The 21,363-nt window shown below is 58.3% G+C and carries 19 protein-coding genes; 7 read left to right on the top strand and 12 right to left on the bottom strand.

Annotated features, from left to right (window positions below):
* The first annotated feature begins 6 nt into the window (after window positions 1-6).
* Together modB and AC5S3R_RS17760 are read left to right on the top strand one after the other, a co-directional pair.
* Window positions 7-684, top strand: coding sequence for a molybdate ABC transporter permease subunit (modB, locus tag AC5S3R_RS17765; protein ID WP_494268501.1), 678 nt, complete (start codon window positions 7-9; stop codon window positions 682-684).
* A 115-nt stretch (window positions 685-799) separates the two neighbouring features.
* Complete coding sequence (locus tag AC5S3R_RS17760) at window positions 800-1,390, top strand: ATP-binding cassette domain-containing protein (RefSeq protein WP_494268547.1); 591 nt, start codon at window positions 800-802, stop codon at window positions 1,388-1,390.
* On the opposite strand, the gene AC5S3R_RS17755 is transcribed toward AC5S3R_RS17760, so the two are convergent.
* Window positions 1,376-2,413 (bottom strand): UDP-N-acetylmuramate dehydrogenase, encoded by a 1,038-nt coding sequence (locus tag AC5S3R_RS17755; protein WP_494268500.1) that lies wholly within the window; start codon window positions 2,411-2,413, stop codon window positions 1,376-1,378. The two genes, AC5S3R_RS17760 and AC5S3R_RS17755, sit on opposite strands and share 15 nt — an antisense overlap.
* Window positions 2,414-2,515: 102 nt before the next feature.
* Between AC5S3R_RS17755 and AC5S3R_RS17750 the strand changes: the two genes are divergently transcribed.
* Window positions 2,516-2,944: a BrxA/BrxB family bacilliredoxin gene (locus AC5S3R_RS17750; protein ID WP_494268499.1), complete on the top strand. Its 429-nt coding sequence runs from the start codon at window positions 2,516-2,518 to the stop codon at window positions 2,942-2,944.
* Here the strand turns inward: AC5S3R_RS17750 and AC5S3R_RS17745 are convergent.
* The 9 genes from AC5S3R_RS17745 to AC5S3R_RS17705 form a co-directional block, all read right to left on the bottom strand.
* Complete coding sequence (locus AC5S3R_RS17745) at window positions 2,941-3,159, bottom strand: type II toxin-antitoxin system VapC family toxin (protein WP_494268498.1); 219 nt, start codon at window positions 3,157-3,159, stop codon at window positions 2,941-2,943. The two genes, AC5S3R_RS17750 and AC5S3R_RS17745, sit on opposite strands and share 4 nt — an antisense overlap.
* A 545-nt stretch (window positions 3,160-3,704) precedes the next feature.
* Window positions 3,705-5,237 carry an amino acid permease gene (locus AC5S3R_RS17740; protein WP_494268497.1) on the bottom strand — a complete coding sequence of 511 codons (1,533 nt, stop codon included), beginning with the start codon at window positions 5,235-5,237 and terminating at the stop codon, window positions 3,705-3,707.
* A gap of 24 nt (window positions 5,238-5,261) precedes the next feature.
* Window positions 5,262-6,854, bottom strand: coding sequence for an APC family permease (locus AC5S3R_RS17735; protein WP_494268496.1), 1,593 nt, complete (start codon window positions 6,852-6,854; stop codon window positions 5,262-5,264).
* Between the two features lie 92 nt (window positions 6,855-6,946).
* Window positions 6,947-7,594 (bottom strand): thiamine phosphate synthase, encoded by a 648-nt coding sequence (locus AC5S3R_RS17730; RefSeq protein WP_494268495.1) that lies wholly within the window; start codon window positions 7,592-7,594, stop codon window positions 6,947-6,949.
* 49 nt (window positions 7,595-7,643) lie between these two features.
* Window positions 7,644-8,141: a DinB family protein gene (locus tag AC5S3R_RS17725; RefSeq protein WP_494268494.1), complete on the bottom strand. Its 498-nt coding sequence runs from the start codon at window positions 8,139-8,141 to the stop codon at window positions 7,644-7,646.
* 137 nt (window positions 8,142-8,278) lie between these two features.
* Window positions 8,279-10,639, bottom strand: a complete 2,361-nt coding sequence (locus tag AC5S3R_RS17720) for a c-type cytochrome (protein WP_494268493.1) — start codon at window positions 10,637-10,639, stop codon at window positions 8,279-8,281.
* A gap of 93 nt (window positions 10,640-10,732) precedes the next feature.
* Window positions 10,733-12,085: an acetyl-CoA carboxylase biotin carboxylase subunit gene (gene accC, locus AC5S3R_RS17715; RefSeq protein ID WP_494268492.1), complete on the bottom strand. Its 1,353-nt coding sequence runs from the start codon at window positions 12,083-12,085 to the stop codon at window positions 10,733-10,735.
* Between the two features lie 35 nt (window positions 12,086-12,120).
* The gene (accB, locus tag AC5S3R_RS17710) at window positions 12,121-12,600 is read right to left on the bottom strand and encodes an acetyl-CoA carboxylase biotin carboxyl carrier protein (protein ID WP_494268491.1); all 480 of its coding nucleotides are present in this window, start codon (window positions 12,598-12,600) and stop codon (window positions 12,121-12,123) included.
* Window positions 12,601-12,652: 52 nt separating this feature from the next.
* A complete protein-coding gene (locus tag AC5S3R_RS17705; protein WP_494268490.1) occupies window positions 12,653-13,717 on the bottom strand; it encodes a M24 family metallopeptidase in 1,065 nt (354 codons plus the stop codon).
* A gap of 185 nt (window positions 13,718-13,902) precedes the next feature.
* Between AC5S3R_RS17705 and AC5S3R_RS17700 the strand changes: the two genes are divergently transcribed.
* Window positions 13,903-14,802, top strand: a complete 900-nt coding sequence (locus AC5S3R_RS17700) for a nucleotidyltransferase family protein (protein WP_494268489.1) — start codon at window positions 13,903-13,905, stop codon at window positions 14,800-14,802.
* On the top strand, window positions 14,793-15,905 hold the full coding sequence (locus tag AC5S3R_RS17695; protein WP_494268488.1) for a phosphotransferase enzyme family protein: 1,113 nt from the start codon (window positions 14,793-14,795) through the stop codon (window positions 15,903-15,905). The genes AC5S3R_RS17700 and AC5S3R_RS17695 overlap by 10 nt, the downstream gene beginning before the upstream one ends.
* 7 nt (window positions 15,906-15,912) lie before the next feature.
* Here the strand turns inward: AC5S3R_RS17695 and AC5S3R_RS17690 are convergent, their stop codons facing one another.
* Window positions 15,913-17,427 carry a glucuronyl esterase domain-containing protein gene (locus AC5S3R_RS17690; protein WP_494268487.1) on the bottom strand — a complete coding sequence of 505 codons (1,515 nt, stop codon included), beginning with the start codon at window positions 17,425-17,427 and terminating at the stop codon, window positions 15,913-15,915.
* A gap of 120 nt (window positions 17,428-17,547) precedes the next feature.
* Here AC5S3R_RS17690 and AC5S3R_RS17685 point away from each other — a divergent pair, with 120 nt between their 5' ends.
* Window positions 17,548-18,090, top strand: a complete 543-nt coding sequence (locus AC5S3R_RS17685; RefSeq protein WP_494268486.1) for an SGNH/GDSL hydrolase family protein — start codon at window positions 17,548-17,550, stop codon at window positions 18,088-18,090.
* 258 nt (window positions 18,091-18,348) lie between these two features.
* Window positions 18,349-20,889, top strand: coding sequence for an ABC transporter permease (locus tag AC5S3R_RS17680; protein WP_494268485.1), 2,541 nt, complete (start codon window positions 18,349-18,351; stop codon window positions 20,887-20,889).
* A 68-nt stretch (window positions 20,890-20,957) separates the two neighbouring features.
* Here the strand turns inward: AC5S3R_RS17680 and AC5S3R_RS17675 are convergent, their stop codons facing one another.
* Entirely contained in the window at window positions 20,958-21,227 is a 270-nt protein-coding gene (locus tag AC5S3R_RS17675) for a helix-turn-helix domain-containing protein (protein ID WP_494268484.1), read from the bottom strand.
* Window positions 21,228-21,363: the final 136 nt, after the last annotated feature.

Raw genomic sequence — 21,363 nt, 5'->3', positions numbered from 1 at the left:
AAATACATGGACTGGCAGGCTCTCCTCCTCACCTTACGGCTGGCAACGCTGACGACAGTCATTCTGCTCGCAATCGCAGTGCCGTTGGCTGCGCTCCTCACCCTGGGACGCGGGCGCTGGCTTGCCGTGCTGCAAGCGCTCACAGCTCTGCCTCTGGTGCTGCCGCCCACGGTGCTTGGCTTCTTCCTATTGGTGCTGCTTGGGCCGCGCACATCCATCGGACAAGCCATTATTGCTGTGCTTGGGCATCCACTTGCGTTTTCCTTTTCCGGACTGGTCGTTGGATCGGTAATTTACAGCCTGCCCTTTGCTGTGCAGCCAATTACTGCCGGATTCTCTGCCGTCCACCCTTCGCTGATAGATGCGGCCCGGTTGCTCAGTGCAGGCAGGCTACGGCTAATTGCAACCATCCTCATACCGTTGGCACGCAGGTCGTTGATTACCGCCGCAGTGCTCAGCTTTCTGCATACCGTGGGCGAGTTTGGCGTGGTACTGATGCTCGGCGGTGACATACCGGGTGCTACGCGCACGCTTTCTATCGTGCTCTATAACCAGGTGGAGAACTTCGATTACGCATCTGCAACGCGTACGGCGGCAGTTTTGCTCGGGATGAGCCTGGTTGCACTTGCGGTAATTTATGCCACAGGCCAACAACGCAGCGCACGGAGTACCCATCATGATTGAGTGCTCCATCGATATACGGCGCGGTAGTTTTCATTTGCAAATGCAATGCCGCTTTGCCTCTGAGTGGACAGTACTCTTTGGTCCGTCCGGTTCCGGGAAAAGTACGCTATTGCGTGTGATGGCAGGGCTTGAACGTGGTGGCTTGATGCGAGTTGCTCTCGACGGTCAGGAGATTGCGAACGTGAAGCCAGGTGCGAGACGAATCGGGATGGTTGCTCAGCAGCCCGCTCTCTTCCCTCACCTGAGCGTGACCGGCAACGTTGGCTATGGATTGCATGCGCAGGATAGCGCAACGCGAAACAAACGTGTGCAGCAGATGTTACAGCTTGTGCAGGCGGAGCACTTGCTGAGCCGCCGTGTGCAGCACCTATCCGGCGGCGAGTCACAGCGAATTGCATTGGCGCGAGCGCTGGCGCCAATGCCGCGTTTGTTGCTTATGGATGAGCCTTTTTCTGCGCTCGACGGCAAAGCCAGTGACGCGTTGCTGGAACGCCTGCAACCGTGGCTGCATGAGCATGGCGTGCAGGTTATTCAGGCTACGCATGACGCAACCGATGCGTTTCTGACAGATGCGGAGGTTGTGCTTGTTCGCGGTGGACAGCTTGTGGCGCAGGGGCCTGCGCAGGAAGTGCTGCGCGAAGAACGCGAACGGCTGGAACGCAGCCTTCAATCTGCACACAAGCCTGCGGACTTAAAAACCGACTAGCACTGGTTCCATCTCCAACTGAACGCTGAATTTTTCTCGTACGGCGATGCGGATTTCTTCTGCAAGTGCGAGCACGTCGGAAGCTGTTGCAGCGCCGCGATTCACGAGGGCGAGCGTATGGCATGTTGAGACGCCTGCTTCTCCATGCACATAGCCTTTTGAGAAACCGGCTTGCTCAATTAGCCATGCGGCGGAGATTTTTGCATGCTGCGCATCTCCGGCTGGGAACTTTGGTGGTTCTTTTCCGGTGGCTGCTGTGATTGCGCTTACTGTTTCGAGTGGCACTATCGGGTTTTTGAAGAAGCTTCCGGCGCTGCGACAGTCTGCATCGCCTTCTACGAGCAGCATGCCTTTGGTTTGGCGAATGCGGCGTACTGTTGCGGCGACCTCTACGAGAGAAGGATGCGCGTTTCCGGCAAAGCCTTGCTGTAAATCGGCGTACTTCAGGGTTGGTGCTCCGTTGTACTGCAGGCGGAAATCTACGCGGGTGACAATGTAGCGGCCTTTGTCTGTTGAGTTGAAGCGACTGCGGCGATAGGAGAACTCGCACTCTTCTGCAGAAAACTCGATGAAAGCCTGTTGCTGTGTGTCAAAGGCCCGGACGCGCTCGATTACGGAGGAAACTTCCTGGCCGTAGGCTCCTACGTTCTGGACGGGCGTTCCGCCTACTGTGCCAGGGATTCCGGCGAGGCATTCGATTCCGGCGTTGTTGTCTTCTACGGCTCGCTGAACGAAGTTATCCCAGTTTTCGCCTGCGGCTGCGCGGTACACAACAGCAGCGGAATCCGCGCTTGCAGCTATTTCAATGCCGGTCAGGGCGATGTGCAGTACGAGGCCGTTGAATCCGGCGTCGGAGATGACGAGGTTGCTGCCGCCGCCGAGTACGAAGAGCGGCAGGCCGCGTGTAGCTGCCCATTCGCAGGCTTCTGCAATTTCCTGCTCGGTTTGGGCCTGGCAGAAATAGCGGGCTGGGCCGCCGACTCCCAATGTGGTGAGCGGGCCGAGCGGTTTGTTTTCTTCCATGAGTATCACTAAAGCTACGCTACACGGCCCGGCTGCGCTGTTTTGCATCCCGAGGGCGGGTTTAGAATCAAATTAGGCAAATTCCCCTGCCCGGAGGCAGTAATGTACCCAGAGATTATGGTCATTCCGATGCGCGAAGAACTGGTGCGCGCCGGAATCCAGGAAACAAAGACGGCGGATGAGGTGGATGCAGCCATCGCTCAGCCCGGCACCACGATGGTTGTGGTGAACTCCATTTGCGGCTGCGCCGCCGGCAAGATGCGCCCCGGCGTTCGCCTTGCGTTGGCTAATGCCACTAATCAACCCGACCACAAGATTACGGTCTTCGCCGGTCAGGACCGCGAAGCCACTGATCGTGCCCGCGGCTACTTTGAAGGCCAGCCGCCGTCATCCCCGTCCATCGCCATTATGCGCGACGGCAAACTCATCTACATGATGCCGCGCTTTGTTATCGAGCAGGCTACGGCGCAGCAGATTGCCGGTGAGTTAATTCGCGCGTTTGATGAGTTCTGCGCGAAGGCTACGGCTTAAACTTTCTTGATTGGTTCTGAGTAGCGGGCGATTATCGCATCCGCTGTAAGCAATGTGATCCCTTCGACTATTGCCTGAGCAATCAGCAGACGGTCGAAGGGATCTTTATGTATGGGTGGAAGAGAGGACACGGCCAGAACATGCTGGCTTGTGATTCCAATCTCGCTGTATCCAACATTGCAGGACAGAATCACGTACAAGATGCGGATCGGCATCGAATCCTGAGAGGCCTTTTGCCTGCTTGATGACGATCTCCCAAATGCTTACCGTACTGAAATAAAACTCGTTATCAGCATCGAGAAGCAGTTTTCGTGCTACACGCGAAAGTCGCGGTGAATCTTCTGTTGTGCATGAAAAGATGCGTCCGTGTGTATGCGCACAGTGGGGTGCTTTCCCAGTTCGTTTATTTTGTTTGCGTTGCGGACGATTGCACAGGGACTGTGCAGAATCTTTATTTGTGAACTGTGGAACTGTGGGGAAGACTGGTTACAGGTTTCAGGTGTCAGGTTACAGATGGTTGTGCCTGCCGTTGCGTGCATTAGGGGCTCCTTTCTTTTGAGTTAGCGGAAAACAGAACGGCCCAGTTCCTAAGGAACCGGGCCGTTTTTCTGCTTATTGTTAGTTTGGCATATTTGAGGTTAATTGAGCGCAAACTGGCTGGAGTTTTTTGCTCAATGGAATCAACGTGTTAGAAAATATTTTCCGGCCAGGGGCTTGACAAGAGTTTTCCACATGGCCGGAGAGATGTTCTCGATACGGACTAGTCGCCTTCCGGTGCGACAGCCAGCTTTTGCACCTTGCTGTTCTTGATGGAATAGCTGAAGTAGATGGCCAGGCCGACGACGAGCCAGATGAGCATCACAATCCAGGTGATGGCCGACAGGCGTGTCATGAGGTAGAAGGCTGACACGATGCCGAGGAACGGCACGAGCGGCACCAGCGGGGTTTTGAAAGGCCGCTCCATGTTGGGATGGCGTACGCGGAGAATCCAGACACCAGCGGAGACGATGGTGAAGGCCAGCAGCGTGCCGATGTTGACCAACTGGGCGAGTTTGTCGATGGGAAGGAATGCGGGCATGATGGCCGCGAACAGGCCGAAGATGATGGTGGTAATCCACGGCGTACGGAACCTGGGATGAATCGAGGAGAACGCCTTGGGCAGCAGGCCGTCGCGCGACATGGAGTAGAAGACGCGCGTCTGGCCGAGGAGCATGACGAGCATGACGGTGGCCAGGCCGAAGATGGCGCCGACTTTGACCAGCACCGAGCCCCAGCCTACGCCGGTTGCGTCGATGGCGAGTGCGACGGGAGCTGAGACGTTGAGCGCCTTGTAGCTCACCAGGCCGGTCATAACGAGCGAAACGAGAATGTAGAGAATGGTGCAGACGACCAACGAACCGAGGATGCCGATAGGCATGTCGCGCTGCGGGTTCTTGGCTTCCTGTGCGGCGGTGGAGACGGCGTCAAAGCCGATATAGGCAAAGAAGATGGATGCGGCTGCCACGGGGATTCCAGCCCATCCGAAATTGCCGTTCCCGTCGGGAGGAGGAACGAAGGGATGCCAGTTTGTGGCGGCGATGTGCGGATGCTGCAGGAGGAAAAAGCCGCCGACCACGATGAAGATGCCAACGATGCCGAGCTTGACGATGACGATGGCTGAGTTGAAGTTTGCCGATTCCTGGATGCCGATGACGAGGACCGTTGTTACCACGAGCACGATAAGCACGGCGAGCAGATTGAAGAGGCCGGTGACGTGCGGCAGGCCGAGGTCGCTAACGCCTGTTGGGAGCGACATCTTATCGATCCAGATGCCGTTGTACTTTACCAGTATGTTGCCGGTGGTGGTGGTGAGGGACGGCGGAAAGGTGATGCCGAGTTGCTGGAGGAAGCTGTTGAAGTACCCGGCCCAGCCCGAGGCGACTGTGGATGCGCCAAAGGCGTATTCGAGCGTGAGGTCCCAGCCGATGATCCAGGCGACGATTTCGCCGAGCGTGGCGTAGCCATAGGTGTAGGCCGAGCCGGCGATGGGGATGATAGAGGCGAACTCCGCATAGCACAGGCCGGCGAAAGCACAGGTTAAACCCGCGACGACGAAGCTGAGCGCAACTGCCGGGCCGGCGTGAAGAGCAGCAGCCTGTCCGGTGAGCGTGAAGATGCCCGCGCCGATGACGGCTCCAATGCCGAGCGTGACAAGATTCAGCACTCCGAGCGAACGCTTGAGTGTGTGCTCTCCCTCTTCGTTCGCTTCCTGCGTCAGCAGCGACAAGGGTTTAATGCGAAGCAATCTGGACATAGACGAGGGCTTCCTCCTCAGCAATTAATCAGAATCAGAAACACGTTGGCTGGAGGCACCACGCGACCAGACAAAATAAACGGGAATGCCAAGCAGGACAAGCACCAGTCCGGGCCATGTGTACTGCGGCTTGTAACGCAATAATACGACAGAGACCCATACGGCCATCACGATATAGAGCGCGGGCAGAACGGGATAACCAAGCGCGCGGTAGGGCCGCTCGGCATTGGGCTTTTTAGCACGCAGAACAAAGAGTCCCACGATGGTGAGTGCGTAGAAAACAAGCTCGGCAAAGATGATGTAGTCGAGCAACTGCCCGTAAGAACCGGAGATGCAGAGCACAACCGTCCACACGGCTTGCAGAAGCAGCGCGGCGGCGGGTGTGCGCCACTTGGGATGCAGCTTGCCGACGGACTTGAAGAAGAGGCCGTCCTGGCTCATGGCGTAGTAAACGCGGGCGCCAGCGAGGGTGATTCCGTTGGCGCAGCCGAAGGTGGAGATGAGCACTGCCGCTGCCATGATTTGCGCGCCACCGGAGCGGAAGATCTGCTCCAAGGCTGCCGTGCCGATGCGGTCTTCCGTGGCGTGCTGAATGCCTCGTGCGAGCGCGGTGGCTCCGGCGGGATCACCGTGCATGGGGAGTACGACAAGATAGGCCAACGAGACCAGGAAGTAGACGGTCAGCACAAAGCCTGTACCAAGGATGAGCGAGAGTGGGATGTTGCGCTTAGGGTTCTTCACTTCTCCGGCGGTGAAGGTGATGCTGTTCCACGAGTCTGCCGAGAAGAGCGAGCCTACCTGCACCACGGCGAGGATTACCAAGAGGTTGACCATGGCCATCGGTCCGCCGACGCCAACCTGAACGGGATGCAGGTCATGCCAGCCGGAGCCTTGCCAGAAGTTGTGCCAGCCTGTGCCGAAGTTGGCGTTCCATGCGGTGGCGTTGATGCCGACGGTGAAAGCCAGCAGAATGACTCCGGCGATGGAGATTGCCTTGGCGGAGGTGAAGATGTTTTGGATGAGCGCGCCGAGGCTGACGCCGAACATATTGATAAAGGCCAGCAGCAGGACGATGATGATTCCGACAAAGTTGGCGGTGTTGACGCCGATGTCCATGTTGCCGAGAACCATGGGGCCGACGGGAATTGCCGGAACGTGGGTAATGTGCCAGAGCCAGTGCGTGGTGGAGATGGACGGAAAGAAGACACCGAGGAATTTGCCGAAAGCTACGCAGACGGCGGCGATGGTGCCTGTTTCAATGACCAGGAACATGGTCCAGCCGTAAAGGAATCCCCATACTGGGCCTAGCGACTCGCGCAGGTAGACGTATTGGCCGCCGGCGCGGGGCATCATGGCTGCCAGTTCGCCGTAGCTGAGCGCGGCGATTACGGTCATGATGGCGGTTACAACCCATGCGCCGAGGTAGAGCGCGGGCGAGTTGGTTACGCGGGCAATGTCGGAGTCTACGAGGAAGATTCCCGAGCCGATCATGGAGCCGACGACGAGCGCTGTGGAGCTATAGAGTCCCAGGCTTTGCACCAGCTTGTTGGAAGACGATGCGGATTCAGCAGTCTTGGGCGTTTCGGTCAGCGTTTGGCTCGGGCTCGGAGAAGTCACTGGAAAGATTTTTACCTGATTTTCGCGGGTCTGTCTTTCAAATTCTATCTGCTCAGGTATCAGAACCGCATAAGCATCTGGAAACCAACAGGCTAGCCTAGCTGCTTATGCCAGCGAAGGAATTCGGCTGCCGGGTCTTCTGTGCGGAAGATGGCGGAAGCGACGGCTACGGTGGTGGCTCCTGCGGCGAGGACGTGCGGGGCTGTTTCGAGGGTGATTCCCGCGGCAGCAGTGAGGACGGTGGTGGGGCTGGCCTGGAAGCGTAGCTCACGGACGCCGTCAATGCCGATGGGGGGCTTGCTGGTCTGCTTGGTGGTGGTATGGAAGACGGGGCCGATGGCGAAGTAGTCGGCGGGCTCACTCAGAATGCCGGTGAGGAACATGAAGTAATCGTTGGCCGGGCCGCCGTAAGTGCCAATGATGCGGTCGGGGCCGAGGAGCTTTCGCGCTTCGGCTACGGGCATGTCGCCGGTGTCCAGATGTACGCCGTCAAAGCCAGTTTGCGGGACGAGGTTGGCGCGGTCATCGAGGATTAGCTTGGTGGATGGCATGGCGCGGCGGAGGATTTCGCTGTCGGCAAGGAGTTCGGTGTCGGCGCCGGTTTTGTTGCGGTATTCCAGCAGCGTTACGCCGTTGTCGGCGAGCTTGCGGCCCAGCATGTCGAGGAATTCCGCACGACCTGCCTGCGGGATGAAGGACGAGTCGAGAATCGGATAGATGCGCGGGAACGAAAATGCCATGCACACAGATTAGTGCGCCGTGGCCGGTTGCGTCCCGCGTTCTGGATTGCTACATTTCGTCGGCAGAGGGGCCGTAGCAGCCGGGGATTTTGGCTCCGAGCAGACGCAGGTAGACCGTTAACTGGCCGCGGTGATGTGCGCCGTGGTTGAGGACGAAATTGCGCCAGACTTCGTACTTGGGCTGGTCGATGAAGACCTGTCCGTTGGCGGCAAGTATCCAGTGCTTGTCCCAGTCGGCGGGGCTGAGGGCGGCGAGCGCGGCCTTGGCTTCGGCGGTTTCTCTTGTGAGCGTTTCGAGCAGCTCGGCCTTGTTGGCAGCGGTCACGGAGTGCTTCGTAACATCCCAGTCAAAACGGTCTTTGGCGAGTGTCGTGGTGGCCCAGTCTCCGCTCATTTGTGCAACGTGGGATGCGAGGCGGCCCAGCGTCATGGATTTTTCGTGTGGCTTCCAACTAAAGTCCGCAGTGTCGGGGATGGCTTCGAGCAGCTTGCGCGTACGCGCCGTCTCAAGGTCGAATTCAGCAATCAGTTGTTTTTGAAGGTCCATTCCGCAGCCTCCTTGGATTGCGGAAAGGATACTGCGCCGGACGGGGAAAACGGGCTGATTGCGAACAAATTTTTGGGGATTTCAACTTATGGATGAGGAAGCTGCTGGATAAGATTGCGTTGATATGCACTTATTGCTCAGGGGAGAGCGAAGGCTACGTAGGCTCCGCCCTGGGAGTTCTGCGGTGTACGGGCGTTGCTGGCGGCGATGACTACGTACTGCCGTCCGCCAATCATGTAGGTGGCGGGGGTGGCTACGCCGGCGAAGGGCAGCTCGGCGTGCCACAGCAGGTCTCCAGTTGTGGCGTCGAAGGCGCGGAAGGTGTGGTCGTAGACCGTGGCTCCGATGAAGACGACTCCGCCAGCGGTGACGATGGGGCCGCCGTAGTTTTCTGAGCCGGTATTGGCAAGGCCGTGGCGCGCCAGCTCGGGGTATTCGCCGAGATTTACTTTCCAGAGATATTTGCCGGTGGTGAGATCGATGGCGTTGAGGGTTCCCCATGGAGGGGCTACGGCGGGGTAGCCGTCGGGGTCGAGGAAGCGGTGGTAACCGGTGAAAACGTAGTCCTGCGATTGCTGGTCGGCGGGGTTGGGCTGGCCGTAGCCGAGGAAGCGGAGCAGCGCATCGAGATCGCCTGCCTGAATGTCCGGGGTGGGCGGCATGCGGTCTTTGCCTTTGTGGATGAGGTCCGTGGCTTGTGCGGCGGAGACGCGGCCACTGACGCCGAGAAGCATGGGGAAATGCGAGGAGACGCCGCGCCGGTCGTCTCCGTGGCAGACAGAGCAGCGCTCGGTGTAGATTTCTTTTCCGTGCGTGTCGAGCGGGTCGTCCGCGGTCTTTGTGGTGGAGGCTAGTTCTGTCTTCTCCAACTCGTTGGGCTTGGTGTTGCGCAGGAAAGCAATCAGGCTCGGGAGGTCATTCGCGGAGATATTTGGGAAAGCAGGCATGCGGCCACTTCCCTTCCGGATGGTATCGATGACCTTGGCTTCGCCGAGACGCTTGACTACGTCCACGAGAGACGGGAGTACGGGAGGTGAGCCGCCGAGCTTGGGACCGTGGCAGACCATACACTGCGAGCGGTAGATGCGCTCGCCGGGTGTGCCACCTTGTCCTGCGGAGGTGAGGCCTCCGGTCCAGACCATCTCGTTGGCGTTGACGTAGAGGATGTTGTGCAACGGATCAATGGCGGGACCGCCCCACTCCCCGCCGCCGTCAAAACCCGGAAAGATGACCGTATCCTTGTCGAGGGAGAACGGAATGAACTGACCGTCGCTGTGGAATGACCGGAAGGTTTTAACGGCCCAATCGTGCGCATCCGGAGTACGCGTGGTGAGCATGTCTTCCGTGAGGCGCTGGCGGGCGAAGGGCTCGGGCCAGTCAGGCAGTGGCTGCGTTTTCGCAGTCTGCTCACCGGGAACCGTGCTGGCCGGGTAGGAATGCTCGTGAATGGGAAAGAGCGGTTCGCCGGTCATGCGATTGAAGAGATAGAGCCAGCCCTGCTTGGAGGTTTGCGCAACGGCTGAGATTGTTTTGCCATTACGCACCACGGTGAAAAGTGCTGGCGGAGAGGGAAAGTCGCGGTCCCATATGTCGTGATGCACCGCCTGAAAGTGCCAGATACGCTTGCCGGTGTTGGCGTCGAGCGCAAGCAGTGAGTTGGCGTAGAGGTCATTCCCGATGCGGTCGCCGCCGTAGAAATCCATGACAGCAGAGCCCGTCGGCGCGTAGAGGATGCCGTTCACTTCATCGAGCACCATGCCGGCCCAATTGTTTACGGCTCCGGCGGACTTCCATGCGTCGGGCGGCCATGTTTCATATCCGGGCTCGCCGGGGAGCGGAATGGTGTGGAATGCCCAGCGAAGCTTGCCGGTGTGTATGTCAAAGGCACGGATGTAGCCGGGAGGCGCGGGGTGCGTCTCCGGAAAGCGGCCACCGACGATAATCATGTCCTTCCAGAGCACGCCGGGAGAGGTCAGGACTACCGATTGTTTCTCGTAATCGGCGTCGCTCGGGTCACGACTGAGGCCTTTGCGCAGGTCGATTCTTCCCTGCTCTCCAAAGCCTGCAATGGGTTTGCCGGTATCCGGGTCGAGGCAGTAGAGAAAGTTCATGACGCCGGCAAAGAGGCGCTTTTCCCTGCCGTCGGTCCAGTACGTGAGGCCGCGCGACGGCTGCGTGCCTACAACGCCGGAATCAAACTTCCAGAGGAGCTTGCCGGTTGCGGCATCGAGCGCGATAACTTTTTGCGTTGGCGTGTAGGCGTAGAGCGTGCGGCCAATGATGAGCGGGTTGGTTTGGATGCCGCCCTTTTCGCCTGTGTCGAAGCGCCATGCTTCTTTGAGGCGGTCCACGTTGGAGCGGTTAATCTGCGTCAGCCTTGAATAATGGTCGCCGTCGGTGCCGCCGTTATACGCAGGCCATGGAACGTCCTTCTGCGTAAACGCAGTTGCCGGGATAAAAGAGAATGCCAGCAAGGCAACAACAATGCGAGACAGCACGTATCCAGTGGGCCTTTAAGGTCAAATTAAGTCGCGCACTGTGATTGGACCATCTGACGGGCAAGACGGGCAAGCGGACTGCGCCAGGGCGGATTAGCCCTGGCGCGCTGCCAGAAACCGCTCCATGAATTTGGTGTCAAACTCGCCTTTGCGGAAGTTCTCATCCGCGAAGATTTCCTGATGCAGCGAAATCGAGGTCTCAATTCCCTGCACCACGAACTGACCCAGCGCGCGCTGCATGCGGTTCATGGCTTCTTCACGCGTTGCCCCGTGGACGATGAGCTTGGCGATGAGCGAATCGTAGTAGGGCGGGACGACGCCTTCCGCATACTGCGCTGTATCCACGCGGACGCCGTTGCCGCCGGGAACGTTGAAGGCCGTGATGCGGCCTGCGCTTGGCGTGAACTTGACCGGGTGCTCGGCGTTGATGCGGCATTCGATGGCGTGGCCACGGATTTCCAGCTTGGGCGGAAGAATGCTGCTCAGCTTTTCGCCTGCTGCAATGCGGAGCTGCGCTTTCACCAAATCCACTCCGGTGATGAACTCCGTTACCGGATGCTCCACCTGGATGCGAGTGTTCATCTCGATGAAGTAAATCTGGCCGTCTTCGTCCATGAGGAATTCAACGGTGCCCGCGTTCTGGTAGCCGATTTCCGTAAGGCAGCGACGCAGAGTCTTGTCGATCTCTTCGCGGATTTTTGGCGTTACCTGCAGCGAGGGAGCTTCTTCAATGAGTTTTTGATGGCGGCGCTGGATGGAGCACTCGCGCTCAAAAAGCGTGGCCACGTTGCCGTGCTCATCAGCCAGCACCTGGAACTCAATGTGGCGCGGCTGCTCGATGAACTTCTCCATGTAAAGCTCGCCGTTGCCGAAGGCATTGGCTGCTTCCGTGCTGGCGGCGTGATAAAGGTTCGGCAGTTCTTCGGCGCTGCGCACAATACGCATGCCGCGCCCGCCGCCGCCCGCCTTGGCCTTGAGAATGACGGGGTAGCCGACCTTCTTTGCCCATGCCAGAGCGTCTTCTTCGGAAGCAATGACGCCATCGGAACCGGGCAGAATCGGCACCTTGGCCTTCTTCATAGCCTGACGGGCTTTTTCTTTTTCGCCCATGAGGCGCGTGACTTCCGGCGGAGGTCCGATGAACTTGATATTCGAGGCGCGGCAGACTTCGGCGAAGTTGGCGTTTTCGCTAAGAAGGCCGTAGCCAGGATGGATTGCGTCCACGTCGGCGATTTCCGCGGCGGAGATGACGGCAGGCACGTTGAGATAGCTGTCTGCGGGGCGTGGCGGCCCGATGCAGATGGCCTCGTCCGCAAAGCGCACATGCAGCGAGTTGCGATCGGCTTCGCTATACACGGCAACCGTGCGAATGCCAAGCTCCCGGCAAGCGTTAATCACACGCAGCGCAATTTCGCCACGATTGGCAACTAGAACCTTATGAAACATTCCTATCCTTTGAGGCGAAGGGCACCAAGAGCCTGTTATGCCGTGCGAATCGAAAAAAGCGGCTGGCCGTATTCAACAGGCTGGCCGTTGGTTACGAGCACCTTTACGACTTCGCCGGAGGCATCGGCTTCAATCTCGTTCATCAGCTTCATGGCCTCAACAATGCAAACCACCTGGCCCTTTTCCACGCGTTCTCCGACAGAGACAAACGACGACGCACCCGGAGACGGCGAGCCATAGAACGTGCCTACAATCGGCGACTTGATGATATGCAGGCCTTCGTCAACGACAGGGGCAGCCACCGGCGCGGCAACGGCAACGGGAGTAGCGGCGACAGGCACCGGCAGCGGAGCCGCAACGGCGGACGACGGCGAAAACGAGACAACCGGAGCCACCGGCTGCGCAAACTTGAGCCGCACCTTTACGTCTTCGCGCTCAAGGTCGAATTCGGCAACGCCGTGTTCCTTGAGGAACTCAATCAGTTGCTGCAGGTCCTGAATATCTTCTTGTTTCATTCGTTCCTTTGTATTTCACTCGGCCCGAAGGCACAAATCCTGTCTTAAAAAATCAAAGCTCAATGAGGGCCTTTGGCGCTGGCGTAAGAATCTCGCCACCCGTGCGCGTTACGGCCACCATATCTTCAATACGGATGCCGAACTGCCCCGGCAGGTAGACACCCGGCTCAATTGTCACCACCATGCCAGCCTCAAGGCGGGTGGTTTGCCTAGCGGCAATCCGCGGCGACTCGTGAATCTCCAGCCCCACGCCATGACCGGTGGAGTGCGAAAAAGCCTCCGCCAATCCTACGGCGCGCAGCGCGCTTCGCGCTGCCTCGTCCACGTCTCCGCAGCGAACTCCAGCTGCCACGGCGGCTACTCCTGCTTCCTGCGCCTCAAGCACCGCTTCATATGCGGCTCGCTCTTCCGGACGCGGTTTGCCAAAGTACACCGTGCGGGTCATATCACTGCAATAACCCTTGTGGATTATACCGAAGTCGAGGGTTAAAAAGCCTCTTTTGGGCAGCCGTGCTTCCGTTGCTCGGCCATGCGGTAGCGCGGAACGCACGCCCGAGGCAACGATGGTTTCAAAGGACATACCTTCCGCACCGGCGATGCGCGCGGCGTGTTCCAGCTCGGCTGCGACTTCTACTTCGCGCAGGCCGGGACGTAAAACATTCAGGATGTAGTCGAAAAGGTTGCTGCCGATAAGGGCGGCTTCGCGGATAGTTGCCAGTTCTGCTTCGTCTTTTACCACGCGCAGCGGTTCCACCATGGGCGCGGGCAGCACGGTCAGGAAAGTGCGGCGCAGACGCGCGGGAAGAGCCTCTTTCCACCGAGAAAACTCGGCAACAGTGGTATGCGCGGCGTCGAATCCGGCGAACTCTACGCCCGGCTGCGCGGCCAGCCACTCTACGGCGGCGACGGCGGCGGGACGGCTAATGATTTCCACATCGGCGGAGCGCACCTCTTCCGCGGCCTGCGTGCGATAGCGGCCATCCGTAAAGAGCCGCGCCCTGCGGCGGGTAATTGCCAATGCGGCATTAGAGCCGGTGAATCCGCACAGGTAGCGGACATCATGCAGATGCGTAACCAACAGCCCAGACAATCCGGCCCGTGCCAGCTTGCGGCGCACTGCGCCTATCCGACGAGAGTATTCCACCCGCTTAGTTGTATCACGGGACTGGCCGTCCAGACGGATGCGCCTTTGGCGCCTGTTCCTGTAAAGGAAAGTTTTATGCGCCTGTAAAGAGTATTGCGGAGTGCAACGTGCAGGCATTATGGTGTCGTATCCTGCGAAGTGAGGATTTACGCAAACCTATGACAGCTCCTACATTGCTTGTACTTGCCGCAGGAATGGGCTCGCGCTACGGCGGCCTCAAACAGATTGAACCCGTTGGGCCTTCCGGCGAAGCCATTCTCGATTACTCCGTTTTCGATGCGCTTCGTGCCGGGTTTGGCAAAATCGTTTTCGTTATCCGTCGCGATATTGAAGAAGCATTCCGCACCGTCATTGGCAGCCGTTATGAGGGCCGCGTGGATGTGGAATATGTCTTTCAGGAACTCACCGATCTGCCTGCCGGATACACGCTTCCCGAGGGACGCACCAAGCCGTGGGGAACGGTGCAGGCCGTGCTTGCCGCGAAAGATGCCATCAAGACGCCGTTTGCTGCGCTCAATGCGGACGACTTCTATGGTGCGGACAGCTTCCGCACGCTCGCCGCTAACCTGCAATCGGGTACATCCGATTATTCGCTGGTTGGCTACACACTGCGCAATACGCTTTCTCCTCACGGCTCCGTAGCGCGCGGCGTTTGTGAAGTGGATGAAAACGGTTACCTGAAGGCAATCACCGAGTACACCGCCATTGTGCCGGAAGGCGATGGTGCGCAAACCGTCGAATCAAGCGGCCAGTCGGCACGGTTTACGGGCAACGAGCCTGTCTCCATGAATTACTGGGGCTTTACGCCGCAGGTTTTCTCGCAGCTTGAAGGTGTCTTCGAGAAGTTTCTGGCAGCCAACCACGCAAGCCTCAAGGCTGAGTGCTATCTTCCCAACGCCATTGGCGAACTGGTGAAGGCGGGCAGCGCCAAGGTGCATGTTCTGCCCACCTCCGGCACATGGTTTGGCGTTACCTATCGCGAAGATCATCCGCAGGTTGTGGAAGCTATCTCCGCGCTGGTACGCTCCGGCGCTTACCCGGAGAAGCTGTGGCAATAGGCAACGGACAATGGAATCAACAAAGCCTCGTGGAGATTGCCTCACACTTCTCTTTTGAAGGTGAGTTTGTCTCCGCCGAGGCCATCACCGCCGGGCACATCAACGATTCCTTCCGCGTATTTTTTCGCGACGGCAATGGCACGCGCGACTACTTTCTGCAGCGCATCAATCACCACATCTTCACCAATCCTGCCGCGTTGATGCAGAACATCGAGCGCGTCACTACGCATATCGCGGGCAAGAGCAACACGCCTTCCCGCTCTGCGTTGCGGCTTATCCCTACGCGTGAGGGTGAGGTTTTTCTCACGCACTCTGACGGTACGTACTGGCGCGCCTTTCCGTTTCTTGAAGGCGCACATGCGGGGAGCGCAGTTGCGTCGCCGCACCAGGCTTACCAGGCGGCTTTTGCCTTCGGGCAGTTTCAGCGCCAGTTGGCGGACCTGCCCGGAGCGCGGCTGCATGAAACCATTCCCAACTTTCACAACACGCCGTTGCGCTATGCCGCGTTTGAAAAGGCTCTCGCTGCTGACTCAGTCAATCGCGCATCGGAAGCGTTAGACGTAATTGCATTCGCAACGTCTCGACGGGCCATTGCCGGAGCATTGCTCGCGCTGAATCTTCCCGAGCGCGTGACGCACAACGACACGAAGTTCAACAATGTCTTGCTGGATGATGCAACGGAAGAAGTTCTCTGTGTCGTTGACCTTGATACGGTGATGCCGGGGCTTGCGGGGTATGACTTCGGCGACCTTGTACGCACTGCCGCTACCACTGCAGCCGAGGACGAAGCAGACCTATCCCGCGTTGCCATTGATCTGAAATTCTTTGAGGCGCTAGCACAGGGTTATCTGGCCGCAGCGCAGGGCTTCCTCACGCAGGCCGAGCGCGCCTCCCTTCCGCTGGCGGGCAAGCTCATCACCTTTGAGCAGGGGCTGCGCTTCCTTACCGATCATCTCAACGGTGACACGTACTACAAGATTGACCACCCCGGTCATAATCTGCAGCGGGCTCGTGCGCAGTTTGAGCTGGTGCGCTCCATCGAGCAGAACGAAGAGCAGATGTCGGCCATCATCGAGACAACGCACAATCGCATCGAGCCTTGATTGCGCGTTACTGCGGCTTGTAGTCCATGAACTTGTTGGCCCACTGAATGAACCACTTCATATTCGGCGCATCGGTGTGCCCGCCGTCATGTTGCCGCCACGCAAGCTGACCATCAAGCCAAGCTGTATTTACTGGAGGCATCTGCGCTGTGTGGTAATCCTCCGTTACAGGCAATGCCTTTGCGCCAAGCAGACGGAAGACGCGGCCTGCGTCCACTGTTGCCATGAAGCTTCCCAGGTGGTCGAGCCAGTGTGCATCGCCCTTCTCAGGCGCTCCATAGCTAATGAACGTAAGACGCGGCGCGCACAACGCAATCAACTCATTCGAGTCCACCGGAAGCTGGCCCGGATTGCCGCTGCCGAAGCTGGCCTCCGATGCGCCATACTTCATGAAGCTTCCTGCCATCCAGTAATACTCGCCGCCTGTCAGGCTCTCGACGGCCTCGCCATAGTTACGCCGCAGCAACGTTGCGCCACCTTTGCCCGACGAACCTACCAGCACCATATAGAAGCGCTGGTCATAAGCCATGGTAACGAGCGCCGCTTTGCCATAGCGTGAAACGCCGTCAATGCCAACATGCTTTGCATCCACGCTGGGCTCGGTCTCCAGATAGTCAAGCACGCGACCCGCTCCCCATGCCCATGCACGCAATGCGCCCCAGTCTTCCGGCTTGCGCGGCTGGCCCTTGTTCACCAGTCCGATAATTCCACGCGTCAAACCTGCTCCGTTATCCGCTTGCACACTTGCGGGGTCCAGCAGGACAAAACCCCAGCCTGCTGCGGCTAGCTGCCACATATTCGGCGGGTCACCATCCGCATTCAACTCCGGCGCACGAAACATCGGGGAGTTCTGGAAGGGCATCCATGCTGGATGCTCCTCGAAAATATTCTTCAACGAAGGGTCCTGCTGCACCAGCAGCGACTTCATCGCCGCATTCAAGTGCTGCATCTCTTCTCCGCGAGGCTCATTCGGATTTGGAAAACCCGCCGGGCCGAGCATGATGAGTGTTGGTACAGGGCCTTTTGCGTTTGCAGGAACGACAAGCGTGGCATGAATCTTTACGCTGATTGCCGGATAGTCTGAGTTGTCCACTGTGCCGATGAGGTCTTTGGCAATTACAGGAGTGAAGCCGATCCTCTCGTAGTCGGTCGTTGCGCTCCAGCTTACCTTTGGCACATGGCTTGGCACGCGGCCGTAGACATACCTGGAAAACAGCTCAAGAATCTCTGGCCGCCGCACATCCCACCACTGCTGTGCTGTTGTTACTTTCTGTCCGTTGTTCAACATCAGCGAGTCGGGAATATCCGAATAGGGGTTCGCCTTTGACTCGTCGTAGTTGGCATGGTTCGACGCTTTCTCATCGCCGCTTGGTCCCGGACGCAGCGCCTTGATGCCAAGCTGGTCCATCATGTTCTTCTGGTCCTGCTCCGCGGTAAAGGTTACTGGCGCATTTTGCGAATGGGCAGCAACAGAAATTACATACATCAGCGCGATAAACAATGGCTTGACCAGGCAACGCACAGCAGCCTCCGCGAGTGGTATTCTTTCAGCGTTTTGAGAAAACCGATTGATTCGGCGATTTATCCTACACGGCCAGATATGAAAATTACACTTCGATTCCCCGCCCTTCGGTTTTCAATCTTGATTTGTGCAGCGCAGCTTCTGAGCACAACCTGCAGCAATGCGCAATCGGGAAACTGGATTGTCTCGTGGGGCGCGTCGCACCAGATTCCAGAACCGCAGAATGCTCTTCCCGCAGACGACTTGAAAGATGCCACCGTGCGCCAGATTGTGCATCTCTCGATTGGCGGTTCTACGCTGCGTGTTCATATATCGAATACCTTTGGTACCGAAGCGCTTCACTCTACATCGGTGCATATTGCCAAGCCTGTTTCGCTTATGACGTCTGCGATTGATGCCGTCTCCGATAAGGCGCTCACCTTTGCGGGCAAGAGCGATGTGCTTGTGCAGGCCGGGGACGCTGCCGCCGTTGTTGCTCTTGGGGATTCCATTACCGACGGCCACGGCGCAACCACCAACAGCAACGACTGCTGGACGGACGTGCTGGCTACCCGCCTGCAAGCCAACAAAAAAACACAAAACATCGGCATTACGAACCAGGGCATCGGCGGCAACCATCTGCTCAGTGACGGGCTTGGGCCTAACATGCTCGCCCGCTTATGACAGCGGCGACCATCTGCACCCCGGCGTTGAGGGATACAAGGCGATGGGCTCGGCAATTCCGTTGGGTTTGTTTGCCAAGTAGACTGCCGCTCGGTCGGCGCATTTTCGTCCATTTCCGAACACTCCGTACGCCTTCGGACAGTTACACTCTGTAACAGTTTGATAACTCCCTGATTTTGTTGCACAAAAACCTATCGCGCAGTGGAACCTGGCGTGCATCTCCCACGTACACCGAACTATGTACCGGAGGTCGAGGGGATGAAGGTTCTTTTGCAAGACATAACCTATGCGCTGCGGCAGTTGCGCAAAACACCGGGATTCACCATTACGGTGCTGCTTACGCTGGCCCTGGGCATTGGCGCAAACTCGGCGATTTTTACGCTGGTTAACGCCATTCTGCTGCGCAATCTTCCCGTCACAGACCCTAAATCCCTTGTTCGTATTGGCGACCGCGACGATTGTTGCGTCAACGGTGGCTGGCATGACAACGGCGACTATTCCCTCTTCTCCACTGACGCTTATTACACGTTCAAGAGGAGCTTGCCGGAGTTTGAAGAGCTGGCGGCGATGGAATCCGGCTACGCGTGGCGTCCGCTGACCGTGCGCCGCGAGGGGCCGAACACCGTTGCCAAGTCCGTGATGGGCACCTTTGTCTCCGGCAATTACTTCCGCGTCTTTGGGCTTACGCCTGCGGCTGGGCGCTTCTTTCTCGACTCCGAAGACCAGAAAGGTGCACCCATGACCGCCGTGATGAGCTACGAGGCATGGCAGCAGGATTTTGCAGGCGACTCCGGCGTGGTGGGCAGCACCTTCTTTGTGAACACCAAGCCGGTTACGGTTATCGGCGTTGCGCCCAAGGGGTTTTACGGCGACCGCGTAGACACCAATCCGCCGAAATACTATCTGCCGATGAACGCGATGGACGCTATCAGCGGCGCGCCTTACTTTAACGATCCCGAGACCTCATGGGCATACATCATTGGGCGCGTTAAGCCGGGGACGTCCCTGCCTGCGCTGCAGTCCAAGACCAGCGCCATTCTCAAGCAGGAGTTCACTCCGCTCAAGATGTTCTCCACGCAGCGCGCCAAGCCTTACCTCGACCGCACGCATGTTGTTCTGACACCGGGCGGCGGCGGCATTCAGAATATGCAGGACGACTACAAAGACCATCTCAAACTGCTGCAGTGGATTGCCGCGATGGTTCTTCTTGTTGCGTGTGCCAACATCGCGAATCTTCTGCTTGTTCGCGGCATGAGCCGCCGTGCGGAGTTGTCTATTCGCTCGGCACTTGGGGCGCAGCGTTCGCGCATTGTGCGGCAGCTTCTTACGGAAAGCATTCTGCTTGGCGGCATTGGCGGGCTGCTGGGGCTGGCTATCTCTTTCCTTGGAGCCCACGCTTTGCTTCTGCTTGCCTTCCCCAACCAGCAGAATATGCCGGTGAACGCTTCACCTTCGCCGCTGGTGATTGCTTTTGCCTTCGGCCTCTCGCTGCTTACGGGAGTTCTCTTCGGGCTTGCTCCCGCGCTGATGGCCGCGCGCACGCAGCCTGCTGAGGCGCTTCGCTCCAATGCGCGCACCACTGCGCAGGGAGCATCGTTTCTGCAGCGCGCGCTGGTTGTTCTGCAGGCGGCGCTTTCCCTGGTGCTTCTGGTGGCTGCCGGGCTTTTTGCGCAGAGTCTCAGCAAGGCTGAAAGCACCAACATGCGGCTGGACGCTACGAACCGCTACATCATCCATATCAACCCGCAAGCTGCGGGATACAAGCAGACCGAGTTGGAAGCTCTTTACCGCACTATTGAAGACCGCTTCCACGCGCTGCCAGGCATGGTTAAAGTGGGCCTCGCCACTTACACGCCCATGGAAGAAAACAACTGGGGCACTGGCGTGAAAATCCAGGGCGAGCCCGATCCTAACAAAGGCGCATCGTGGGTGAAAGGCACGTCGGAGTACTTCGACTCGGTGGGAACGCACGTTGTGATGGGGCGCGGCTTCCTGCCTTCGGACACGCTCGCTGCTCCGCCGGTGGCTGTCGTCAACCAGGAGTTCGTCAAGCAGTTCTTCGGCACGCGCAATCCTATTGGCCACCGCTTTGGTTATTCCGACCCCGGCAAAGACGGCAACTATGAGATTGTCGGCGTCGTAGAAGACACCACCTACACCAGCATCTATTGGAAAAACCATGCGATGTACTTCGTGCCGCTGACGCAGCGCCCGCTGGTCAACGACCCGGAAGACACCATCGACAAGGATCTCTCGATGTATGCAGGTGCGATTGTTCTGCAGACCAGCCATCCGATTGCCGGCCTTGAAAAGCTTGCCGGCGATACGCTTGCCAGCATCAATCCCAACCTGACGATTGTGAAGTTCCAGACATTCCAGCAGCAGATTGATGACCGCTTTACGGAAGAGCGCCTTATTGCGCGGCTTACTTCCCTCTTCGGAGTGCTGGCGCTTCTGCTTGCGGCCATCGGCCTCTACGGCGTAACAGCTTACACCGTTGTCCGCCGCACGCCGGAGATAGGCATCCGCATGGCGCTGGGCGCGGCACGTACGCGGGTCATTGGCATGGTTATGCGCGGAGCCATGCTGCAGGCCGCCGTCGGGCTTGTTATCGGAATCCCGGTAGCCGTCTTCTGCGTGCGCTATGTGAAATCGCAGCTCTATGAAATTACAACGGTGAATGTGCCGGTAATGGCAGGGGCGATTGGCGTGTTGCTACTGGCTACGGCGATTGCAGGGCTCATTCCCGCACGCCGCGCTGCGTCGATTGATCCAGTCAAGGCGCTGCGCGTGGACTGAAAACACTTCGCCCGGAGAGCTTAGGCATCTCCGGGCGAATGCTGTTCTGTCCAGAACTGGCAAATCTCTTAGAGCGCTGCGCGAACCGGCTTCTTCTGCTCCGGATCTACGTCCGCAGCCGTATTCATACCTGACTGCTGGTCCATCCACTCGTCCAGCCGCGACCGCTTGAAGCGCCAGCGGTTCCCCAGCTTGAAGGCCGGCACAAACCCCTCGGAGGCGTATTTATAAAGCGTGTCGGGCGAGATTCCCAGGTAATCCGAGGCCTGGCGAATGTCCATGACCTCGCGGATCTCAGGAACCAGAAGGTTGGAACGACGGGCTGCCGCGTTGCTCATGGAACTCCTCCAGATGGGGATGACGATTGGGAACGGCGCGTGCGTTATCTGCCGGTGTTCTTGTATATAACGCGGTTTTACCGGACGTTTCAAGGAGTTTTCGGGTTTTTTCGGTAATTTTTCACCGAGCCATAAG

Source organism: Occallatibacter sp. FHG110214_02 (assembly GCF_059115385.1).
This window is presented reverse-complemented; position numbering and strand designations above follow the sequence as displayed.

Bases quoted from the DNA above. Each gene is read 5' to 3' on its own strand.
- AC5S3R_RS17750 (WP_494268499.1), top strand. From the start codon at position 2,516: ATGTACCCAGAGATTATGGTCATTCCGATGCGCGAAGAACTGGTGCGC.
- modB (WP_494268501.1), top strand. From the start codon at position 7: ATGGACTGGCAGGCTCTCCTCCTCACCTTACGGCTGGCAACGCTGACG.
- AC5S3R_RS17700 (WP_494268489.1), top strand. From the start codon at position 13,903: ATGACAGCTCCTACATTGCTTGTACTTGCCGCAGGAATGGGCTCGCGC.
- AC5S3R_RS17755 (WP_494268500.1), bottom strand. From the start codon at position 2,413: ATGGAAGAAAACAAACCGCTCGGCCCGCTCACCACATTGGGAGTCGGC.
- AC5S3R_RS17745 (WP_494268498.1), bottom strand. From the start codon at position 3,159: ATGCCGATCCGCATCTTGTACGTGATTCTGTCCTGCAATGTTGGATAC.
- AC5S3R_RS17730 (WP_494268495.1), bottom strand. From the start codon at position 7,594: ATGGCATTTTCGTTCCCGCGCATCTATCCGATTCTCGACTCGTCCTTC.
- AC5S3R_RS17675 (WP_494268484.1), bottom strand. From the start codon at position 21,227: ATGAGCAACGCGGCAGCCCGTCGTTCCAACCTTCTGGTTCCTGAGATC.
- AC5S3R_RS17680 (WP_494268485.1), top strand. From the start codon at position 18,349: ATGAAGGTTCTTTTGCAAGACATAACCTATGCGCTGCGGCAGTTGCGC.
- AC5S3R_RS17740 (WP_494268497.1), bottom strand. From the start codon at position 5,237: ATGTCCAGATTGCTTCGCATTAAACCCTTGTCGCTGCTGACGCAGGAA.
- AC5S3R_RS17725 (WP_494268494.1), bottom strand. From the start codon at position 8,141: ATGGACCTTCAAAAACAACTGATTGCTGAATTCGACCTTGAGACGGCG.
- accB (WP_494268491.1), bottom strand. From the start codon at position 12,600: ATGAAACAAGAAGATATTCAGGACCTGCAGCAACTGATTGAGTTCCTC.
- accC (WP_494268492.1), bottom strand. From the start codon at position 12,085: ATGTTTCATAAGGTTCTAGTTGCCAATCGTGGCGAAATTGCGCTGCGT.